The sequence below is a fragment of the Leptolyngbya sp. UWPOB_LEPTO1 genome (assembly GCF_017302695.1).
Lineage (GTDB): Bacteria > Cyanobacteriota > Cyanobacteriia > Leptolyngbyales > Leptolyngbyaceae > Leptolyngbya > Leptolyngbya boryana.
Genome location: NZ_JAFLCJ010000001.1, coordinates 492,003 through 505,843, shown reverse-complemented (window position 1 = coordinate 505,843; position 13,841 = coordinate 492,003). Strand labels below are relative to the sequence as shown.

Annotated in this window: 14 protein-coding genes; all 14 read right to left on the bottom strand. The window is 46.0% G+C overall.

Features of this window, described 5'->3' with window-relative positions; genetic code table 11:
• Positions 1-20 precede the first annotated feature (20 nt).
• Genes J0L70_RS02195 through J0L70_RS02130 form a run of 14 tightly spaced genes read right to left on the bottom strand, consistent with a single transcriptional unit; the run spans position 21 to position 13,528 of the window.
• Positions 21-1,061 carry an exostosin domain-containing protein gene (locus J0L70_RS02195; protein WP_287452908.1) on the bottom strand — a complete coding sequence of 347 codons (1,041 nt, stop codon included), beginning with the start codon at positions 1,059-1,061 and terminating at the stop codon, positions 21-23.
• Entirely contained in the window at positions 1,058-2,080 is a 1,023-nt protein-coding gene (locus J0L70_RS02190; RefSeq protein WP_287452906.1) for a glycosyltransferase family 2 protein, read from the bottom strand. Before J0L70_RS02190 ends, J0L70_RS02195 begins: the two co-directional genes overlap by 4 nt.
• On the bottom strand, positions 2,081-2,881 hold the full coding sequence (locus J0L70_RS02185) for a class I SAM-dependent methyltransferase (protein WP_287452904.1): 801 nt from the start codon (positions 2,879-2,881) through the stop codon (positions 2,081-2,083).
• 7 nt (positions 2,882-2,888) lie between these two features.
• Positions 2,889-3,884, bottom strand: a complete 996-nt coding sequence (locus J0L70_RS02180) for a glycosyltransferase family 2 protein (protein ID WP_287452902.1) — start codon at positions 3,882-3,884, stop codon at positions 2,889-2,891.
• A gap of 5 nt (positions 3,885-3,889) precedes the next feature.
• Complete coding sequence (locus J0L70_RS02175) at positions 3,890-4,705, bottom strand: glycosyltransferase (RefSeq protein WP_287452900.1); 816 nt, start codon at positions 4,703-4,705, stop codon at positions 3,890-3,892.
• Positions 4,702-5,676: a hypothetical protein gene (locus J0L70_RS02170; RefSeq protein WP_287452898.1), complete on the bottom strand. Its 975-nt coding sequence runs from the start codon at positions 5,674-5,676 to the stop codon at positions 4,702-4,704. Before J0L70_RS02170 ends, J0L70_RS02175 begins: the two co-directional genes overlap by 4 nt.
• Before the next feature lie 5 nt (positions 5,677-5,681).
• Entirely contained in the window at positions 5,682-6,704 is a 1,023-nt protein-coding gene (locus tag J0L70_RS02165) for a glycosyltransferase family 2 protein (RefSeq protein ID WP_287452896.1), read from the bottom strand.
• Positions 6,705-6,755: 51 nt separating this feature from the next.
• Positions 6,756-7,694, bottom strand: coding sequence for a glycosyltransferase (locus J0L70_RS02160; protein WP_287452895.1), 939 nt, complete (start codon positions 7,692-7,694; stop codon positions 6,756-6,758).
• A complete protein-coding gene (locus tag J0L70_RS02155) occupies positions 7,691-8,248 on the bottom strand; it encodes an acyltransferase (RefSeq protein WP_287452894.1) in 558 nt (185 codons plus the stop codon). Before J0L70_RS02155 ends, J0L70_RS02160 begins: the two co-directional genes overlap by 4 nt.
• A 14-nt stretch (positions 8,249-8,262) precedes the next feature.
• Entirely contained in the window at positions 8,263-9,204 is a 942-nt protein-coding gene (locus tag J0L70_RS02150; RefSeq protein ID WP_268180732.1) for a glycosyltransferase family 8 protein, read from the bottom strand.
• A 5-nt stretch (positions 9,205-9,209) separates the two neighbouring features.
• Positions 9,210-10,484, bottom strand: coding sequence for a glycosyltransferase family 4 protein (locus J0L70_RS02145; protein WP_268180730.1), 1,275 nt, complete (start codon positions 10,482-10,484; stop codon positions 9,210-9,212).
• Positions 10,481-11,455 (bottom strand): class I SAM-dependent methyltransferase, encoded by a 975-nt coding sequence (locus tag J0L70_RS02140; RefSeq protein ID WP_287452893.1) that lies wholly within the window; start codon positions 11,453-11,455, stop codon positions 10,481-10,483. The genes J0L70_RS02145 and J0L70_RS02140 overlap by 4 nt, the downstream gene beginning before the upstream one ends.
• 42 nt (positions 11,456-11,497) lie before the next feature.
• On the bottom strand, positions 11,498-12,688 hold the full coding sequence (locus J0L70_RS02135) for an ABC transporter ATP-binding protein (protein ID WP_287452892.1): 1,191 nt from the start codon (positions 12,686-12,688) through the stop codon (positions 11,498-11,500).
• Between the two features lie 6 nt (positions 12,689-12,694).
• The gene (locus tag J0L70_RS02130) at positions 12,695-13,528 is read right to left on the bottom strand and encodes an ABC transporter permease (RefSeq protein WP_287452891.1); all 834 of its coding nucleotides are present in this window, start codon (positions 13,526-13,528) and stop codon (positions 12,695-12,697) included.
• Positions 13,529-13,841 lie beyond the last annotated feature (313 nt).

The following is a 13,841-nucleotide window of genomic DNA, read 5'->3' as shown; positions in this document are numbered from 1 at the left end:
AAAGATCAAATTCGTATCAGTCAATGCCCTGATTTCGTGACTTTGGATAAAAGCGTTCCGATTTGTCGATGAATCTGCCGTTGTAGTTGTCCTTTTCGATGACGGCTCAAATATCGAGCGATGATCAATCGTTGCTGCCAGCTTCGCCAGAAATACGATCGCTGAGGACAGGTCTGTTGGATCGATTGGATTAGCTTCCCGATCGCATGAACTCGAATGGCTGGATCAAACCAAGTCTCCCAGGCTTTTCGAGCCAGTACACCCGTTGTTTGAGCTTCGGGTTCGTATTGAGCCAGAAGCTGTGGAAGTTGATGAATCTGACGTTCATCGATGCGTAGTGAAAACTTCTCCCAATTGCACCCTTCAGGAAAGACCCAACCTTTTGCAAGAATGACTGGCACTCGACCTGCCTGCATGGTTTCAAACAGTCGGTAAGAAGAGACTCCATTCCCTCTTGGACAGAGAACAAAGCGACTTCGCAAGAGTAGCTTCGCATATTCAATCTGTAAATCTTGATGTCGATCGTCGGTTAATAGTCTATCCCAAAGATTCAGACTCTTCTGAATGAACACATCCGATCGCTGAAAGTCGATTTCAAACAATCTGGCTCGAATCGGTGACGAAATCGACCCGACAAAACTAACGAGCAAATCAGGCTGAATATCATTGCGCTGAACATGCTCCTCAATGTAGGGATTCGTAGCAGAGGAATAGCAAAACGATCGATGTTCTCGCGAGTCAAAATCCCGTTGATGCAGTGAAGCGTATAGTCCTGGCAGGATTGGGAGCGGAAAATCTTTATCATCCCAGAGAACACAGCGATCGGGGAATTTTTTGACCAGTAGGTGTTTTCTCAGATTCAGATAGCAATGAGAACTTAGCGGATCAAATCCTGCAACATGAATCACAAACAGGAAGACGTTCGCCTCCGCTGGACAAGAAACAATCTGATGCTGAGATCCTCCTGATCGAGTCTGCTGCTGGAGCGATTCGATGAACTGTATCACTTTCTGTTGTTGCCAAGCTTCTGGGCAATGATCAGTCGGAAAGAAAATGTTCATAGCACACCACACTCAATGCTCTTAGGGGTGGAATCGCTGACTTCTTGAGCGCGTTGAGCCGTTTGCTCATCTAGAAACTGCCAAATTTCTGGATGTACCTTAATCGCGTTGAGACTGCGAAATGTTTCGATGGGATGCTTGAGACTTGATGCAATTAGAAACAGCCAATCCGCGAATGTGGCATAGCGCAGCAGGTTACGACACTTTTTGCAGAGAAAGGCAGCAAAAAATAAACCGTTCGTCGATCGGGCAGGCTTCGATCGAGCTGCTTGCCAAACTTGCTGAATAAACTCTGGCTCAGTCTGCGTATGTTTGAAGAAACTCGCAGTCAAAAGAGTTTGAACTTGTGCCCATTCCGTCAATTGACTGGCTCGTGCTGTACTCTGAGTTATTGCGAAATTCGCGCATACTTTGGAAACGAGCAAAATCGGAAAGCGGAATGTTCTTTCCCGCACCGCTTCAATCGGCGCAAAGGGTGTCGTCTCAGGAATCGTATAATCAGCCGCAGACTGCGATCGCATCATCATTGCACCATTAGAGTGAAGTGCGCCTCGAACCTGCTGCATCTGTCCCCAATCAAATAACTGAATGACAGAGGACTCAGCCCAAACCGTTTGTTGAGTATCAAGCCAAGTGCCGTCTTCGCACTCTTGCCAGAGCCGCATATTTGTCCAAGCAATTTGTACGCTCGGATTCTGCCCAAAAGCAGCGAGAAGTGTTTCTAGAAAATCAGGCTCCCACCAGTTATCGTCTTCTAGTAATGAAACAAAAGGCTCCGCAACAGGTTGAAAAACCAGATTAAACGTGCGTGTTGCTCCCAGATTCTCAGCGTGATCCACGATCGTGATTCTAGGATCAGAGATCGATTCAACGAGTTGACGTGGGAAAGGGTTAGTCGGGTCATCATTGTGCAGTTCACAAACCCAATCGGTGACGGTTTGCGCTAGTAGGCTTTCTAGTGCACGTGGCAGTAAGTGATCTCTACGGTAAGTGAGTAGATAGATTCGACAACGTGCCATTTAGCTCACCTTTTGATAGATGCGATTGTGTCCCATGTTGAGAATGTTGACTAGCCCAAGTGAGGGAATGATTTCGCAAGCTCTAGAGACAGGCTCATGCCCTTTCCAAAAAGCGGTTCCAGGCAGGTAGTAGGAAGCATCGTCCATTACTAGAAATCCGCCTGGTGCAAGCTTAGGGGCATAGTTTTGAATATCCGACTCCACGCCATCAAAGGTATGATCTCCATCCACATAGATCACTGAAAACTGCTCTTCTTTCAGCGTTTCGAGAATTTCAGGATCATTCGAGTAGCCCCTGAGCAAATGAACGGTGTCAAAATCGAGATCAAAGGTCTGAAAGAGTTGAGCGATCATGGCATGATAGTTCTCTTCAGGATAAAAGTTTCCAGCTTTCAGTTCTTCTGCAAAACGAGGATTGACCAGAGCTTTCCAGCGGCGACTCCACTTAGATTTTGGCAGTGGATTGCCTTCGAGCGGTGAGACAGCAGAAATCTCAAGTGACCAACCTTGCTGGCGAGCAATCAGCGCCCATAATGAAACAATTTGCCCTTTGAATACACCAATTTCTAAGAATCTAGGAGTTTCAACCTGATTGATCCAGTGCGATAAGATCAGATACCACATATAGTGAAATGCTGGTCCTCCATAGCCTAATTCGTAAGTTTCAATGTGGCGACGATGCTCAACGAGGAAGGGAATCTTCTCGAATTGCTGAGCAAAATCTTGATAAAGGGCATCGTTGCATTCAGCAGTATTGGTATAAGCTGCGATTCGAGTGGAGAGTGAGTCCATTAGTAACATGAGCAATTTAAGCAGGGTGATGTGACCGGAGCCTCTGAGTTTTTTTGACTGACGAATACCCCCAACGATAGATTTGGGATTGAATGCGTTTCGCTTGCTTCCAGCCTACAAATCGAGAGAGTAGCTGAAATGATAAAGTACCGGGTGGAGCAAGGGTCGAGCCACCGTGTCGTTCGACATGAACGATCGCATTTTGCTGAATATCGGGCGCATCAGGATAAATCTCATAGACAAATCGCTGAAACAGATCAGCACAGACTTTTCGCGATCGCGGACTATTTTCGTGAGCTAAAAGATTGTGGGTGCCTAATGTCAGGGCATGAAAAGCAGACTGCCAAGCCGCATACGATTTTGAACCACTCAAACTTTGAGGATTTCCAGACCGATAGTATGTTTTTGCACCCCAACAGAATTTAACGCCTTCGCTGGCGAGAACAATGCGGCTGAAGTAATCGAAGTCATTGATTAGCGATAAGCTTTCTGTCCATTGACCTGCTCGATCGGCGATCGATCTCGGAATCAACCAAGCTGCACCGTGCATCATATAATGTCCATCCCAAACACAGAGCAGCCAATCGACCGGAGCCATGTCTGCCCACGGCGGCTGAGGTGTAAATTTAGCTTCTGATAGAGTGTGATAAAACCGCGTCCATTCTCCTGCTGCCACATAGGGGGAGTTGCTATCTCCAAGAAGTTGAATTTGCCGCTCGATCTTATCGGGAGCCAGTAAGTCATCTGCATCTAGGTACTGGATAAAGTCACCCTGAGCCGCTTCGAGTGCTCGATTCTCAGAGGCACTTTGCCCTTGATTCGATTGGTGAATGATTTTGACAATCTTCGACTCGTATTGTTTCGCGATCGCCAATGTATTGTCTTGAGAGCCATCATCGACAACAATGATTTCGAGATTGTCCCAGGTTTGTGCGAGAGCAGAATCGAGTGTTTCTGCTAAGTATTCTTCGGCGTTATAAGCAGGAATCAGAATCGAAACGAGCGGTTTCATGGGAGTTATGCAGGTGAGACAGAGTAGCGGCGTTTGAGTCGTTCGTACCAACAATTAGGGCTATACGTCGCGTTTTTATCGATCTGATTTTGTCGCCAAATTTCATTCCATAAATGGAGTGCATAGCTCTTATGAGTCACTCGCCCTGGGTTGGTATAGGGACGAACGATCGGGCGAATTTGAGCTTTAACGGCTTTAACAAATGTTTGTGGAGTGAGAACAGAATCGTGGCGAACAATCTTGTCAACAGCTCTCCAACTAATCGGACAAAAAGCTTTAGAAGAAACAATAGCATCTTCATAGTGCAATTCGCGAATTGAAGTTTGTAGCAAAATGGGACCAATATCGCCATATCCAATCTCGTTTGCTTCTTTCTCTTCGCATTTTTCAATCAGGTAGGCTAGCAGGCTACTGCCAGTAGGAGCTTTCAAAACGCAAGTATTCGCGCAATCTCCCCACTGTGCCTCGTAGCTTGATGAAATAACATGCGCGGGCGAAAAATCGAAAAACTTGAGGCAGATGACATCTGTGTCAGCCCACCATCCACCTTTTTGGTACAGCAGATGGAAGCGAAACAGATCAGCAAAGCCTGCATAACTGCCCTTACCAAAGCCAGATTGATAAGTGAAAATGCGATCTCCAGACAAAATCTCGCGCCCATCTTTCACGATCGTGCCTTTTGGGATATTTTTAACAGGCTCATAAGTATAGAGGTGATACTCATGACCGTTCTGAAGAAAGGACTGAATTGAAAGCTGTTCCATTGTAGAAAGCTCTCCTCCAATCCATAACCCTTGAATGACTTTATTTGTATCTTTCATAGTGCAGCAATATGTTTCCAGGCATAACGGAAGTACCAAGGCTTAGAGTCTGCAACATAGTGGTGTAAGACCGCTTGGGGATCGATCGCTTCTTCGCGATCGGGTTTCACAATGTAGTCCTGTATGGGTGCGATCGTGCAAGATTTTCCCGCCATCAGCATTGCGACTAAGGCTTGTTCCTGGTAGTAATGTGTTCCCTGCTGTTCAATCAGTGTTTTGCACCAAAACTCTAGCTGCTCCCAGTCGATCTCATTGCTGTTTAGCCCACAGATGCCAACATTGAGTTGATCCGCGATCGTGGCTTGAGCGAGTTCGGTCATGAGTGTTTTGGAGTAGCCATACGATGGCTCAATATCAATCATATGACATGGATGCTGCGGAGATTGTAGCCAGTCTGTCAGTAAAGTTGGAGAGCGAAAGAACAACATATCTGAATCTAAAACGAGCTTCCAGCCAGTTGAACCTGCGTGGATGTCTGTGATCTTCCGCATGTGGGGATAGTTCGATCGTCGCTCTCGTAGAGAAGGAAATTTCGCAATCGGCAGATAGGATTCAATGCGGTCTTCAATTTCTGAATGCAAGATAATTTGGACATTCGGAAAAATGCGGTGCAGTTCGTCTTGGTAAGCTTGTGCTAAAGAACCATCATCATGAATCACAGGACGAAGCGGAATCGGACTATATTGCGCCATTGAATAGGCACAGAAACAAGTCTGATACCAAAATTTTTTGCCTGTGAGAAAGTGAATATCAAACGCTGGAGCAGTCGAAATTGGTAAGGGTTTTAAACTATAGGCTGCTCTCTCCATCTGCGTTCTGGCTTTGTTGTTGATTGCACGATCGAGGAGTCCTTCACGCATGAGCGAGGTCACAAAACCTTTGGGTGCGTAGTACAGGCGATAGAACAACACACCCAGTTTTAACTGTTTTGAGAATTGGCGCGAATTTTGATTGGGGGTGCTGGTCATCATGGAAGTTAGAGATTCGAGAGAGGTTGCATGAGCGTGTTGAGTGTTTGACGATCGAGGGTTTGAATCTTGGAATAGTCTGGTCGTTGAATCCGCCTGAGTAGTCTTGCTGTATTTTCGATGCCAATGAGTTTGGCGAGCTTTTGGAAAAGACGACTGCCTAAATTCTCGATCGAGGTTGGTGGCGCAGTTTTCCAGATTTCTAAAACTTTTGATTCAAACTCAGCATGAAAATTTCGCGGCAGTTTGCGCCATGACACGAGAGCAGACTCACCAATCTGTCTGCGGACGGGTAAAGTAGACTCTTCATTGGGACAATGCTTGAGAAAGATCAGTGTCATCAATAATGAAGCAATTCCGGTCGCTTCCCAACAATTTGAGTAGCGATCTTGCTCATGCTGAATGTAGATCGTGTAAGGCTGATCGACTTTGACGATTTTGGCAGGATAAATCATCAGATTGTAGTAAATCCAAATGTCTCCAACCGGGGATAACGATCGCTGTGGTGGCACGATCGGATTGGCAAAGTGCTGGGTGATGTACTCTCTCCGAAAAATCAGATTGCCTGGAGTGGGTTGGATTTTCAGATAGAGTTCAACCGGATCAGGAGTAAACGGGAGCGATCGCTCACCTATGATCGAGAGTGTAGACTGCTCAGCATTGATGGTTGCGACACATTCATCCGAGTAGCAAACATCTGCTTGATGCTCCTCAAGACAAGCAATTTGAACCCGAAACTTGTCTGGATGAACCTGATCATCCGAATCAATGAAAAACACATATTTGCCGATCGCATGAGCTAACCCATGATTTCGAGCGATTAGCGATCCCTGATTCGATTGGCGAAGGAAGCGTACTGGAAAATCGATCGTACCGGATAGCTGTTCTTCTAAAGGTTCTGCTGAGCCATCATCAACCACAATGATTTCGGCTCTGAGGGTTTGCAAGGCTTGATTGAGACTACAAAGCGTCTGTCGCAGCAGTTCTGCTCGATTGTAGGCAGGAATGATTAATGATAAATCAAGCATCATGGTCTTTCCGGGGGGCGAGGATAGCAACATCAGTTTAGAAGCTTGGTTGATTCAGTCAGGCAGTAGGCTTTGTCCTTCAAAAGCTCCACACGCTCCTTGCCAGCGAATGTACTCAATCGGACTTTTCCAAGGTTGATAAGACACAAATGCTTTAAGTTGTCTGAGAAACACGCTCCAGCGCGAAATCTTGCGCCAAGGTCGAATCTGATGTGCATCCAGCACTTGTATCCACGATTTCGCGATCGACCGATTTAATCGTGCTAAGTACGCTTTTGTTAATCGATTGGCAGAGATGAGATGGGTGAGTTCGAGTTGCGGAAAATACCCCACGCCCCAGCCCAGATTGATCAACGTGAGATTGATATCACAGTCTCCGCCTGACTGTAAGCTGCGTCCGGTACGATCGAGTGCCAATCGAGCAGGACTATCAACAATGGTCTGAACATATTGGAGTGCGGCTGTTCTCTGGAGTGCCATTCCTGCCCCGATCGGCGCAAAATCTGGATGCTGCTTTGTGTCTCCGGTTTTGGGGTCATAGAAGTAAACTTGTTCTGTTTCTCCTAAGTCGCGGAGTGCTAAACATCCCCAAAATGCTTTAACCCAAGGTTCTGGTTCGATTTCAAATTCTGGCAGCGACTTGCCACCGATCGCGCCGAGTGTGAAATGCGCTTGAAAAATGTCAACAATTTGGTTGAGATAGTTCGCCTCTAGCACATTGTCATCATCGACAAAGACGAGATACTGTCCTCGACTTGCTTGAATTCCAGCCAGTCTGGCGCGGGTGAGTCCAAGCTGATTTTCCTGAATAATGCGGACATTTGGATGCCAATCTGTATCGATCTCGATCGGGCAATCGGAAGCATTATCAACAATCAGAAGTTCCCACTGAGTATTCGGCAGAGACTGCGATCGCAATCCCGCGATCGTACGCTCAAGTCGTGCGAGATTCGGATTATGCGTGGGAATGATGACTGAAATCAGGGGATTCATGCTCGTGTCCTCACGACTTTTACAGGAACACCTACTGCGATCGAATAAGGTGGCAAATCTTTCGTCACAACTGCTCCTGCCCCTACGACACAACCATTTCCAATCGTTACACCTCCTAACACGGTCACACCCGCACCGAGCCAAACATCTTCCCCGATCGTGGTTGGCAGATGGACATCCGATTCCCAACGAATTCTGCGCGATCGATCAGGAATCGTATGATTAGAAGAGAGAATGCGACAGTGCATCGCGATCAGTGAATCCTTTCCGATTGTTACGCCGCCATGCCCATAAATGACCGTATATGGCCCAATGAAGACGTTTTCGGAAATCGTGATTCTGCCTCCCCAAGCGTGTAGTAATACGCCCTGCTCTAACTGTACCTGCTGAGCGAGTTGAATTTGTCCGCGTGCTCCATTGGCGGATCCTAGCTTCGCTTTCACTTGCTCTTTGATGAGACAAGAAGGATGTACTTCAACCCCGACCTGACCAAGGTGAAGTTGCTGCCAAAGCGCTGAGAGCTTATCTTGCTGGTTGAGAAGTCGTTGAAGCATAGGGAAATACTCGATTAAATTGAACTGCCTCTGAGCAACTTGCGAGCTTTGCTACCCAACCCTAAGCGAAATCGCATCTGCGTAACTAAGTCAGGCTGACAAATCAGGGGTGTGTTTTGCCAAGGAGTCTTCTTCAAAAACTTGCGGTAGTCGTCCTTGAATGGATGAGTGCAGTAGAAATGCCAGGGTTTAGCACTGCCGCCTCCAACAAAATGCACGATTGCAGGTTCAGCGATCGCAGTTGCACTCTGAAACAATTTATAGAGTGCTTGCGGGCGCTGGTGGAACTCTTCGCTGTAGAGAAAGGGTTGAGCATTCCAAAGTAAATCTAGCGGCATCCAGTGATCGTGCAGCAGAATGTTGAGAACATCTTGATCCCACCAAGTAATTCGATCTGAACTTTGGCGAATGATCTCACAACCCCGATCGAACACTCGAAGGTTGCGCCAAGCCTCAAGATTGATTAACAATAATCCTGCATTAAAATACAGCGAATTTCTTGGAAGACCAATTTGCTCAGGATATTCATCCATGCCTGCCGCGATCGTTGCCGCATGGCTAAATGCATGGATATCTTTGTCCCAAAGTTCATCAATGGATTTGCGAACAATCATATCAACATCGAGAAAGAGAACTTTCTGAAGGGTCTGAGGCAGAACTTCGGGAATGAACAGACGAAAGTAAGTTGCGAGGGAAATATGGTGCGTCACAGGAGCATCTCCTAACGCAGTTCTATCGATTTGAATTAGCTCATATTCTTGCTTTTGATCTTGCAAAAACTGTTCAAGCCGCTCCCAAATACTCATCTCCAGTCCATCTGTGATCAGAAAGACTCTGAATTGTCGCTTCGGATTGTGATGAAACAGCGATGCCAACATGACTGCACAATGTTGGGCGTAGTGATTGTCGATCGTGCAAACAATGTTAATGGGAGATGGAAGAGTTGAAAGGTGCATAAACATCAAATGAAGTTATTGGTGATCAAGCGCAGACTAATTTTCCTAAATGCATTCACTTGCCGCCGCAACCGTTGAGTGATGTCCGTCCACCAAGAAGAGTCGCGTCGATCGAATGATGCTAACAAGGGGTTAGAAGCAGGAAGAGTTAACGCTTTAGGACAAACTAGAGACTGTTTCGTTGATGCTTTCTGCTGAAGTGTGAAGAAAAGGTCTGCCCAATCAGATGCACAGGAATCATTAGCGTAGGAACTCACCACTTTAGCGCGAGCGGCTTGAGAAAGACGTTCCCAACATCCCGCCTCAGTGGCAATATGTCTAATTGCCGCAATAAACTCCTCTTCTCGATTGTTCACGAGCAGCCCAGTCACATCATGTTCAACTAATTCTGTAATGCCACTGCGGATGTTGAGACAGACTGGAACCACTCCACAAGCCATTGCTTCCATCAGTGCCACAGGTAGCCCTTCATAATCTGATAACAATACCAGAACATGGGCTTTTGCTAGTACGTCTTGAATTTTTGAATTATCTACAAAGTCGCCTAGACAGATCGGTAGTCCTTTTCCCTCAGAGGAAAGAAGGGCTTGAACATTTGCTTTTGCAGGTCCCTCTCCGAAAATAAGTGCCTCTGTGTTGGGAACTGAGCGCAACGCGCGACATAGAGCGGAAGTCAGTTTTGAAATCTGCTTCTGTTCCTCAACTAAGCGTCCAAGGTAGATAAGGCGGAGGCTATTAGTCGGTTTTTGAGCTATAACAGAGGGTACTGGAACACCGCAGGGAATTTTGATAACTACACTCGTGGTGCGTCCTGAATTCAAAACGGTTTGTGTCAGGAAATCCGAAACGCAGACCACTGCGGAAAGTTGATAAACTTCTTCACCAAAGATGAACTCCTGGGTTACTCCTGTATAAAAATCATCGTCGGAATGTAAAACGCCAACGGTCGGGATACCTGCTTCCTTAACCCATCGACTAGCATACAATGCTCCTACAATGAGGTTTGGGACAAAAATATCTGGTGGGTTTTGCTTCAGCTTTGACAGAATCCAACGAACTTGCTGCGGTGTTGTAGATTGAAAGGGAAATGAGTGACAGGTGAAACCTTGCTTTCTCAGTGCCGACAAACAGGGACAGTCCGCAGGCAATGGGCTATTTATAAAGAATAAAACCTCTGATTCAATTCCTAATGTTCTTAGAGTAGGCAAAAGCCTTCTAAGCCAGGAATTTGGTCCCCCGGTAAACGTAGGCGCATCATATGTGCAGAAAGTAACTTTCATAGAGCCATACACTCCTCAGCAGTAGAAAGCTGTGCGTCTCTACTAATCTTTTTGTATACAGCTAGGATTGAATGACCAGGAATGAATGGAGCGCATAGTGGAAGAATCTTTAATGACGGACTACGCAGAACTGATACGCCTATACGCGCAACTCTTTGAACCACTCGATGATTTGGCAGTTTTGCTAATAGTTGCTGTGTTTGCAGGTAGTAATACCAGGCATATGTCGTTAGAGGCTCAGTATAAATTTTCTCTAAGTTTAATGGGAAGACGTTTTCGAGATTTTGTAAAGCTGCTTTGCCCCATAATCCCATATGATGGGGCGGCATATTCGTAATCCAGACTGATTCATGCCGAACAAATGAGTCATTGTTAGGAACACAAATGATCAGCTTTCCACCGACTCTTAGCGCATCCACAGAAGCTTGAATAAAAGATCTAACGTGACTAATATGCTCTGCAACCTGGAAAGAGCAGACCACATCATAATGCCCAGATTGTAGGACAGAACATTCCTGAATCGTCTGATTCCGCATATCTAATCCTATGTTCTGTGCAGATTGGATCGCTTGTTCGTTGAGTTCAAGTCCTGTTGCTGTAATCCCCCTTTCTTTCAGATGTCGAAGGAAAGCGCCCCGTCCACTTCCCACTTCTAGCACACGATCACTATTGCTAATCAGCTTGCTGGCTAAATTGAATTCCCATTTCCAATCTACATAGTACCAAGGGATATCTTGCAAGGCTTCGTAGAAGTTGCTGTCGCCTTCTAGATTGAATGGATAGTAAAAACGATAGCCAGTGTCTAAGCAGCGATAAATTTCTATGTGCTGTAAATTTGTGAAATATTTCTCTACATTGATATTGAGCTGATCCTGGTAAGTTGCAATGATGAGTTCACAATCTATTGTTCTCTCTAGAATTACATTGTCTGTACCTGTGATGGGACTTTTGATCGCGATCGTTATGCTCATTTTTAATCCTCAAGTTAGATTGAGATAGCTAAACCTTCATCCCTAGGAACTAAAGCTCCATTGACATGTGGGGAATACAGGACCGACCAGCGCAGAGGGTAACTGATTCACATCTGCCATATTGATGACCTCTAGCGTTAGGCAGTCTTGCTGATGAAAGAAGTCCTTTCTTCCATCGCCAAACCATAGTGAGATTCGATAAGTGCCATTCAGCAGCTTAGGAGATTGGATAGATGCCTTGACGATGCCGGATTTGCTGGGAGTTGTAGGCTGAGTGGGTGGAGATACAACAGGGTTACAGCCGAGGATTGGATTACCCAAATAGTCAGAGATGACAAACCCTAGAGAAGGAAGAGTAATTTCACGATCAAGCTCGTACTCAGCAGTAATTTCAATGACTTTGCCGACTTGATCCGCTGTTGCTCTCCGTACCGGGCTATTTTTGAAGATGGCTACATTAGATTCAATCTGACCCATGTAGTATTGTATCGCTTGAGTAATGCTGGCTGTTTCGATTAAATTCCCGTGCTTTAGAAAAATACCTTTATTGCAAAGCTTCTCAACTGTTGCCATATTGTGACTTACAAAGACCACAGTGCGTCCTGAATTCTTTGAGACATCTTCCATTTTTCCAAGACACTTTTGTTGAAATGTTGAATCACCAACTGCGAGAACTTCATCAACAATCAGCACTTCAGGCTCTAAATGAGCCGCAACTGCAAAAGCTAAGCGAACATACATTCCAGAAGAGTATCGTTTCACAGGCGTGTCGATGAACCGCTCTACTTCTGCAAACGCAACAATTTCGTCAAACTTCCGATTAATCTCTGCTTTACTCATTCCCAAGATTGCACCGTTGAGGAAAATGTTTTCTCGTCCGGTCAATTCAGGATGAAAGCCCGTGCCAACTTCTAGTAAGCTCGCGACTCTGCCTTTGATCCGAATTTCACCATGAGTTGGGGCAGTAATGCGGCTGAGAATTTTCAGCAAAGTTGATTTTCCGGCTCCATTGCGTCCGATGATCCCAACCCGATCGCCTTGTTGAACCTCAAACGACACATCTTTCAGCGCCCAAAACTCTTCTAGTTGACCGCCATTTGGCTTTGAAGCAGAGCGCCGAAAAGGATTAGACAGTCGTTGGGTCAGAGCATCCCGAAACGTGCTGGCTTTTTCTTGATGTGAGAGCGTGTACTTCTTCCCTAAATTTTCAACACGAATGATCGGATGGCTCATATCAGATTAAACAATGTCCACAAAGGTTTGCTCGATTTTGCGGAAGTACCAAATGCCGCTGAAGAGTATAAGCGTGACTAGGATGAGCGAGAGCACAAATCCAACAGGCTCGATCGCACTATCACCGCCTAGAATTGCCCATCGAAACCCATCAATGACTCCGACCATCGGATTGAGAGAATACAGCAGTCGCCATTGTTCTGGAATCACGCTCGACTTGAAGCCGACTGGGGAGAGGTAAAGTCCGAACTGAATGATAAAGGGCACGACAAAGCGCAAATCGCGGTATCTCACAATCAGTGCCGCCAGCCAAAGCCCTGCTCCTGTCGCTGCCGCAAACGCGATCGCAATAAATAACGGGAGAGTCAGAATTCGCCAACTTGGAACAAAGTTATACCAAGCCATTAGCCCTAATAAAATGATCCCGGAGATCAGAAAGTCTACAAAACTAACAATCACAGACGCGATCGGCACTAGGAGTCGGGGAAAGTACACCTTTGAGAGCAGGTGAGCGCTGCCGACGAGACTATTGCTACAGTCACCCAGGGCGCTTGAGAAGAATTGCCACGGTAACATACCCGCAAAGACGAGAATTGGGTAAGGGACACCATCTGACGGAAGTTTGGCAACTCCGCTGAAGATGACGGTAAAAACAACCATTGTCATAAAGGGGCGGATCAGTGCCCAGGCAACGCCGATCGCGGTTTGCTTGTATCGCACCAGTAGATCCCGCCACGCAAGGAAATATAAGAGTTCTCGGTAACGCCAAAGGTCTTGCCAATATTGACGTTCGACTCGATTTGCGGAAATCACTAACTCGGCTGGGGGCGGACTACTCATAGATTCAGAAGGGATCACAGCACGGGTATGCCATTTCTCTTTCTTATACAGGAGGCGATAGGCAAGTCAGGAGAAATTTCGGAGAAAATCGTGTATTCTTTGTAAAAGATTAATGAATTGAATGGGGCAATTACGGAGGCTTTGCCTTACAGTGTTGGTATAAAGTTTGCGTGAAGTTCGATTTTACACGTGAGCTTCTGGCACATACTGATATACAGTATTTCAGGATATGTGATATGGGTGTCAGCTACATAGATACGCTGTAATTATACTGAATCGGTTTTTGCGGAACTGCGATCGCATCGCGGTTTCA

Bases quoted from the DNA above. Each gene is read 5' to 3' on its own strand.
- J0L70_RS02190 (WP_287452906.1), bottom strand. From the start codon at position 2,080: ATGGCACGTTGTCGAATCTATCTACTCACTTACCGTAGAGATCACTTA.
- J0L70_RS02140 (WP_287452893.1), bottom strand. From the start codon at position 11,455: ATGAGCATAACGATCGCGATCAAAAGTCCCATCACAGGTACAGACAAT.
- J0L70_RS02170 (WP_287452898.1), bottom strand. From the start codon at position 5,676: ATGATGACCAGCACCCCCAATCAAAATTCGCGCCAATTCTCAAAACAG.
- J0L70_RS02185 (WP_287452904.1), bottom strand. From the start codon at position 2,881: ATGTTACTAATGGACTCACTCTCCACTCGAATCGCAGCTTATACCAAT.
- J0L70_RS02160 (WP_287452895.1), bottom strand. From the start codon at position 7,694: ATGAATCCCCTGATTTCAGTCATCATTCCCACGCATAATCCGAATCTC.
- J0L70_RS02165 (WP_287452896.1), bottom strand. From the start codon at position 6,704: ATGATGCTTGATTTATCATTAATCATTCCTGCCTACAATCGAGCAGAA.
- J0L70_RS02135 (WP_287452892.1), bottom strand. From the start codon at position 12,688: ATGAGCCATCCGATCATTCGTGTTGAAAATTTAGGGAAGAAGTACACG.
- J0L70_RS02145 (WP_268180730.1), bottom strand. From the start codon at position 10,484: ATGAAAGTTACTTTCTGCACATATGATGCGCCTACGTTTACCGGGGGA.
- J0L70_RS02180 (WP_287452902.1), bottom strand. From the start codon at position 3,884: ATGAAACCGCTCGTTTCGATTCTGATTCCTGCTTATAACGCCGAAGAA.
- J0L70_RS02175 (WP_287452900.1), bottom strand. From the start codon at position 4,705: ATGAAAGATACAAATAAAGTCATTCAAGGGTTATGGATTGGAGGAGAG.
- J0L70_RS02155 (WP_287452894.1), bottom strand. From the start codon at position 8,248: ATGCTTCAACGACTTCTCAACCAGCAAGATAAGCTCTCAGCGCTTTGG.
- J0L70_RS02150 (WP_268180732.1), bottom strand. From the start codon at position 9,204: ATGCACCTTTCAACTCTTCCATCTCCCATTAACATTGTTTGCACGATC.
- J0L70_RS02130 (WP_287452891.1), bottom strand. From the start codon at position 13,528: ATGAGTAGTCCGCCCCCAGCCGAGTTAGTGATTTCCGCAAATCGAGTC.
- J0L70_RS02195 (WP_287452908.1), bottom strand. From the start codon at position 1,061: ATGAACATTTTCTTTCCGACTGATCATTGCCCAGAAGCTTGGCAACAA.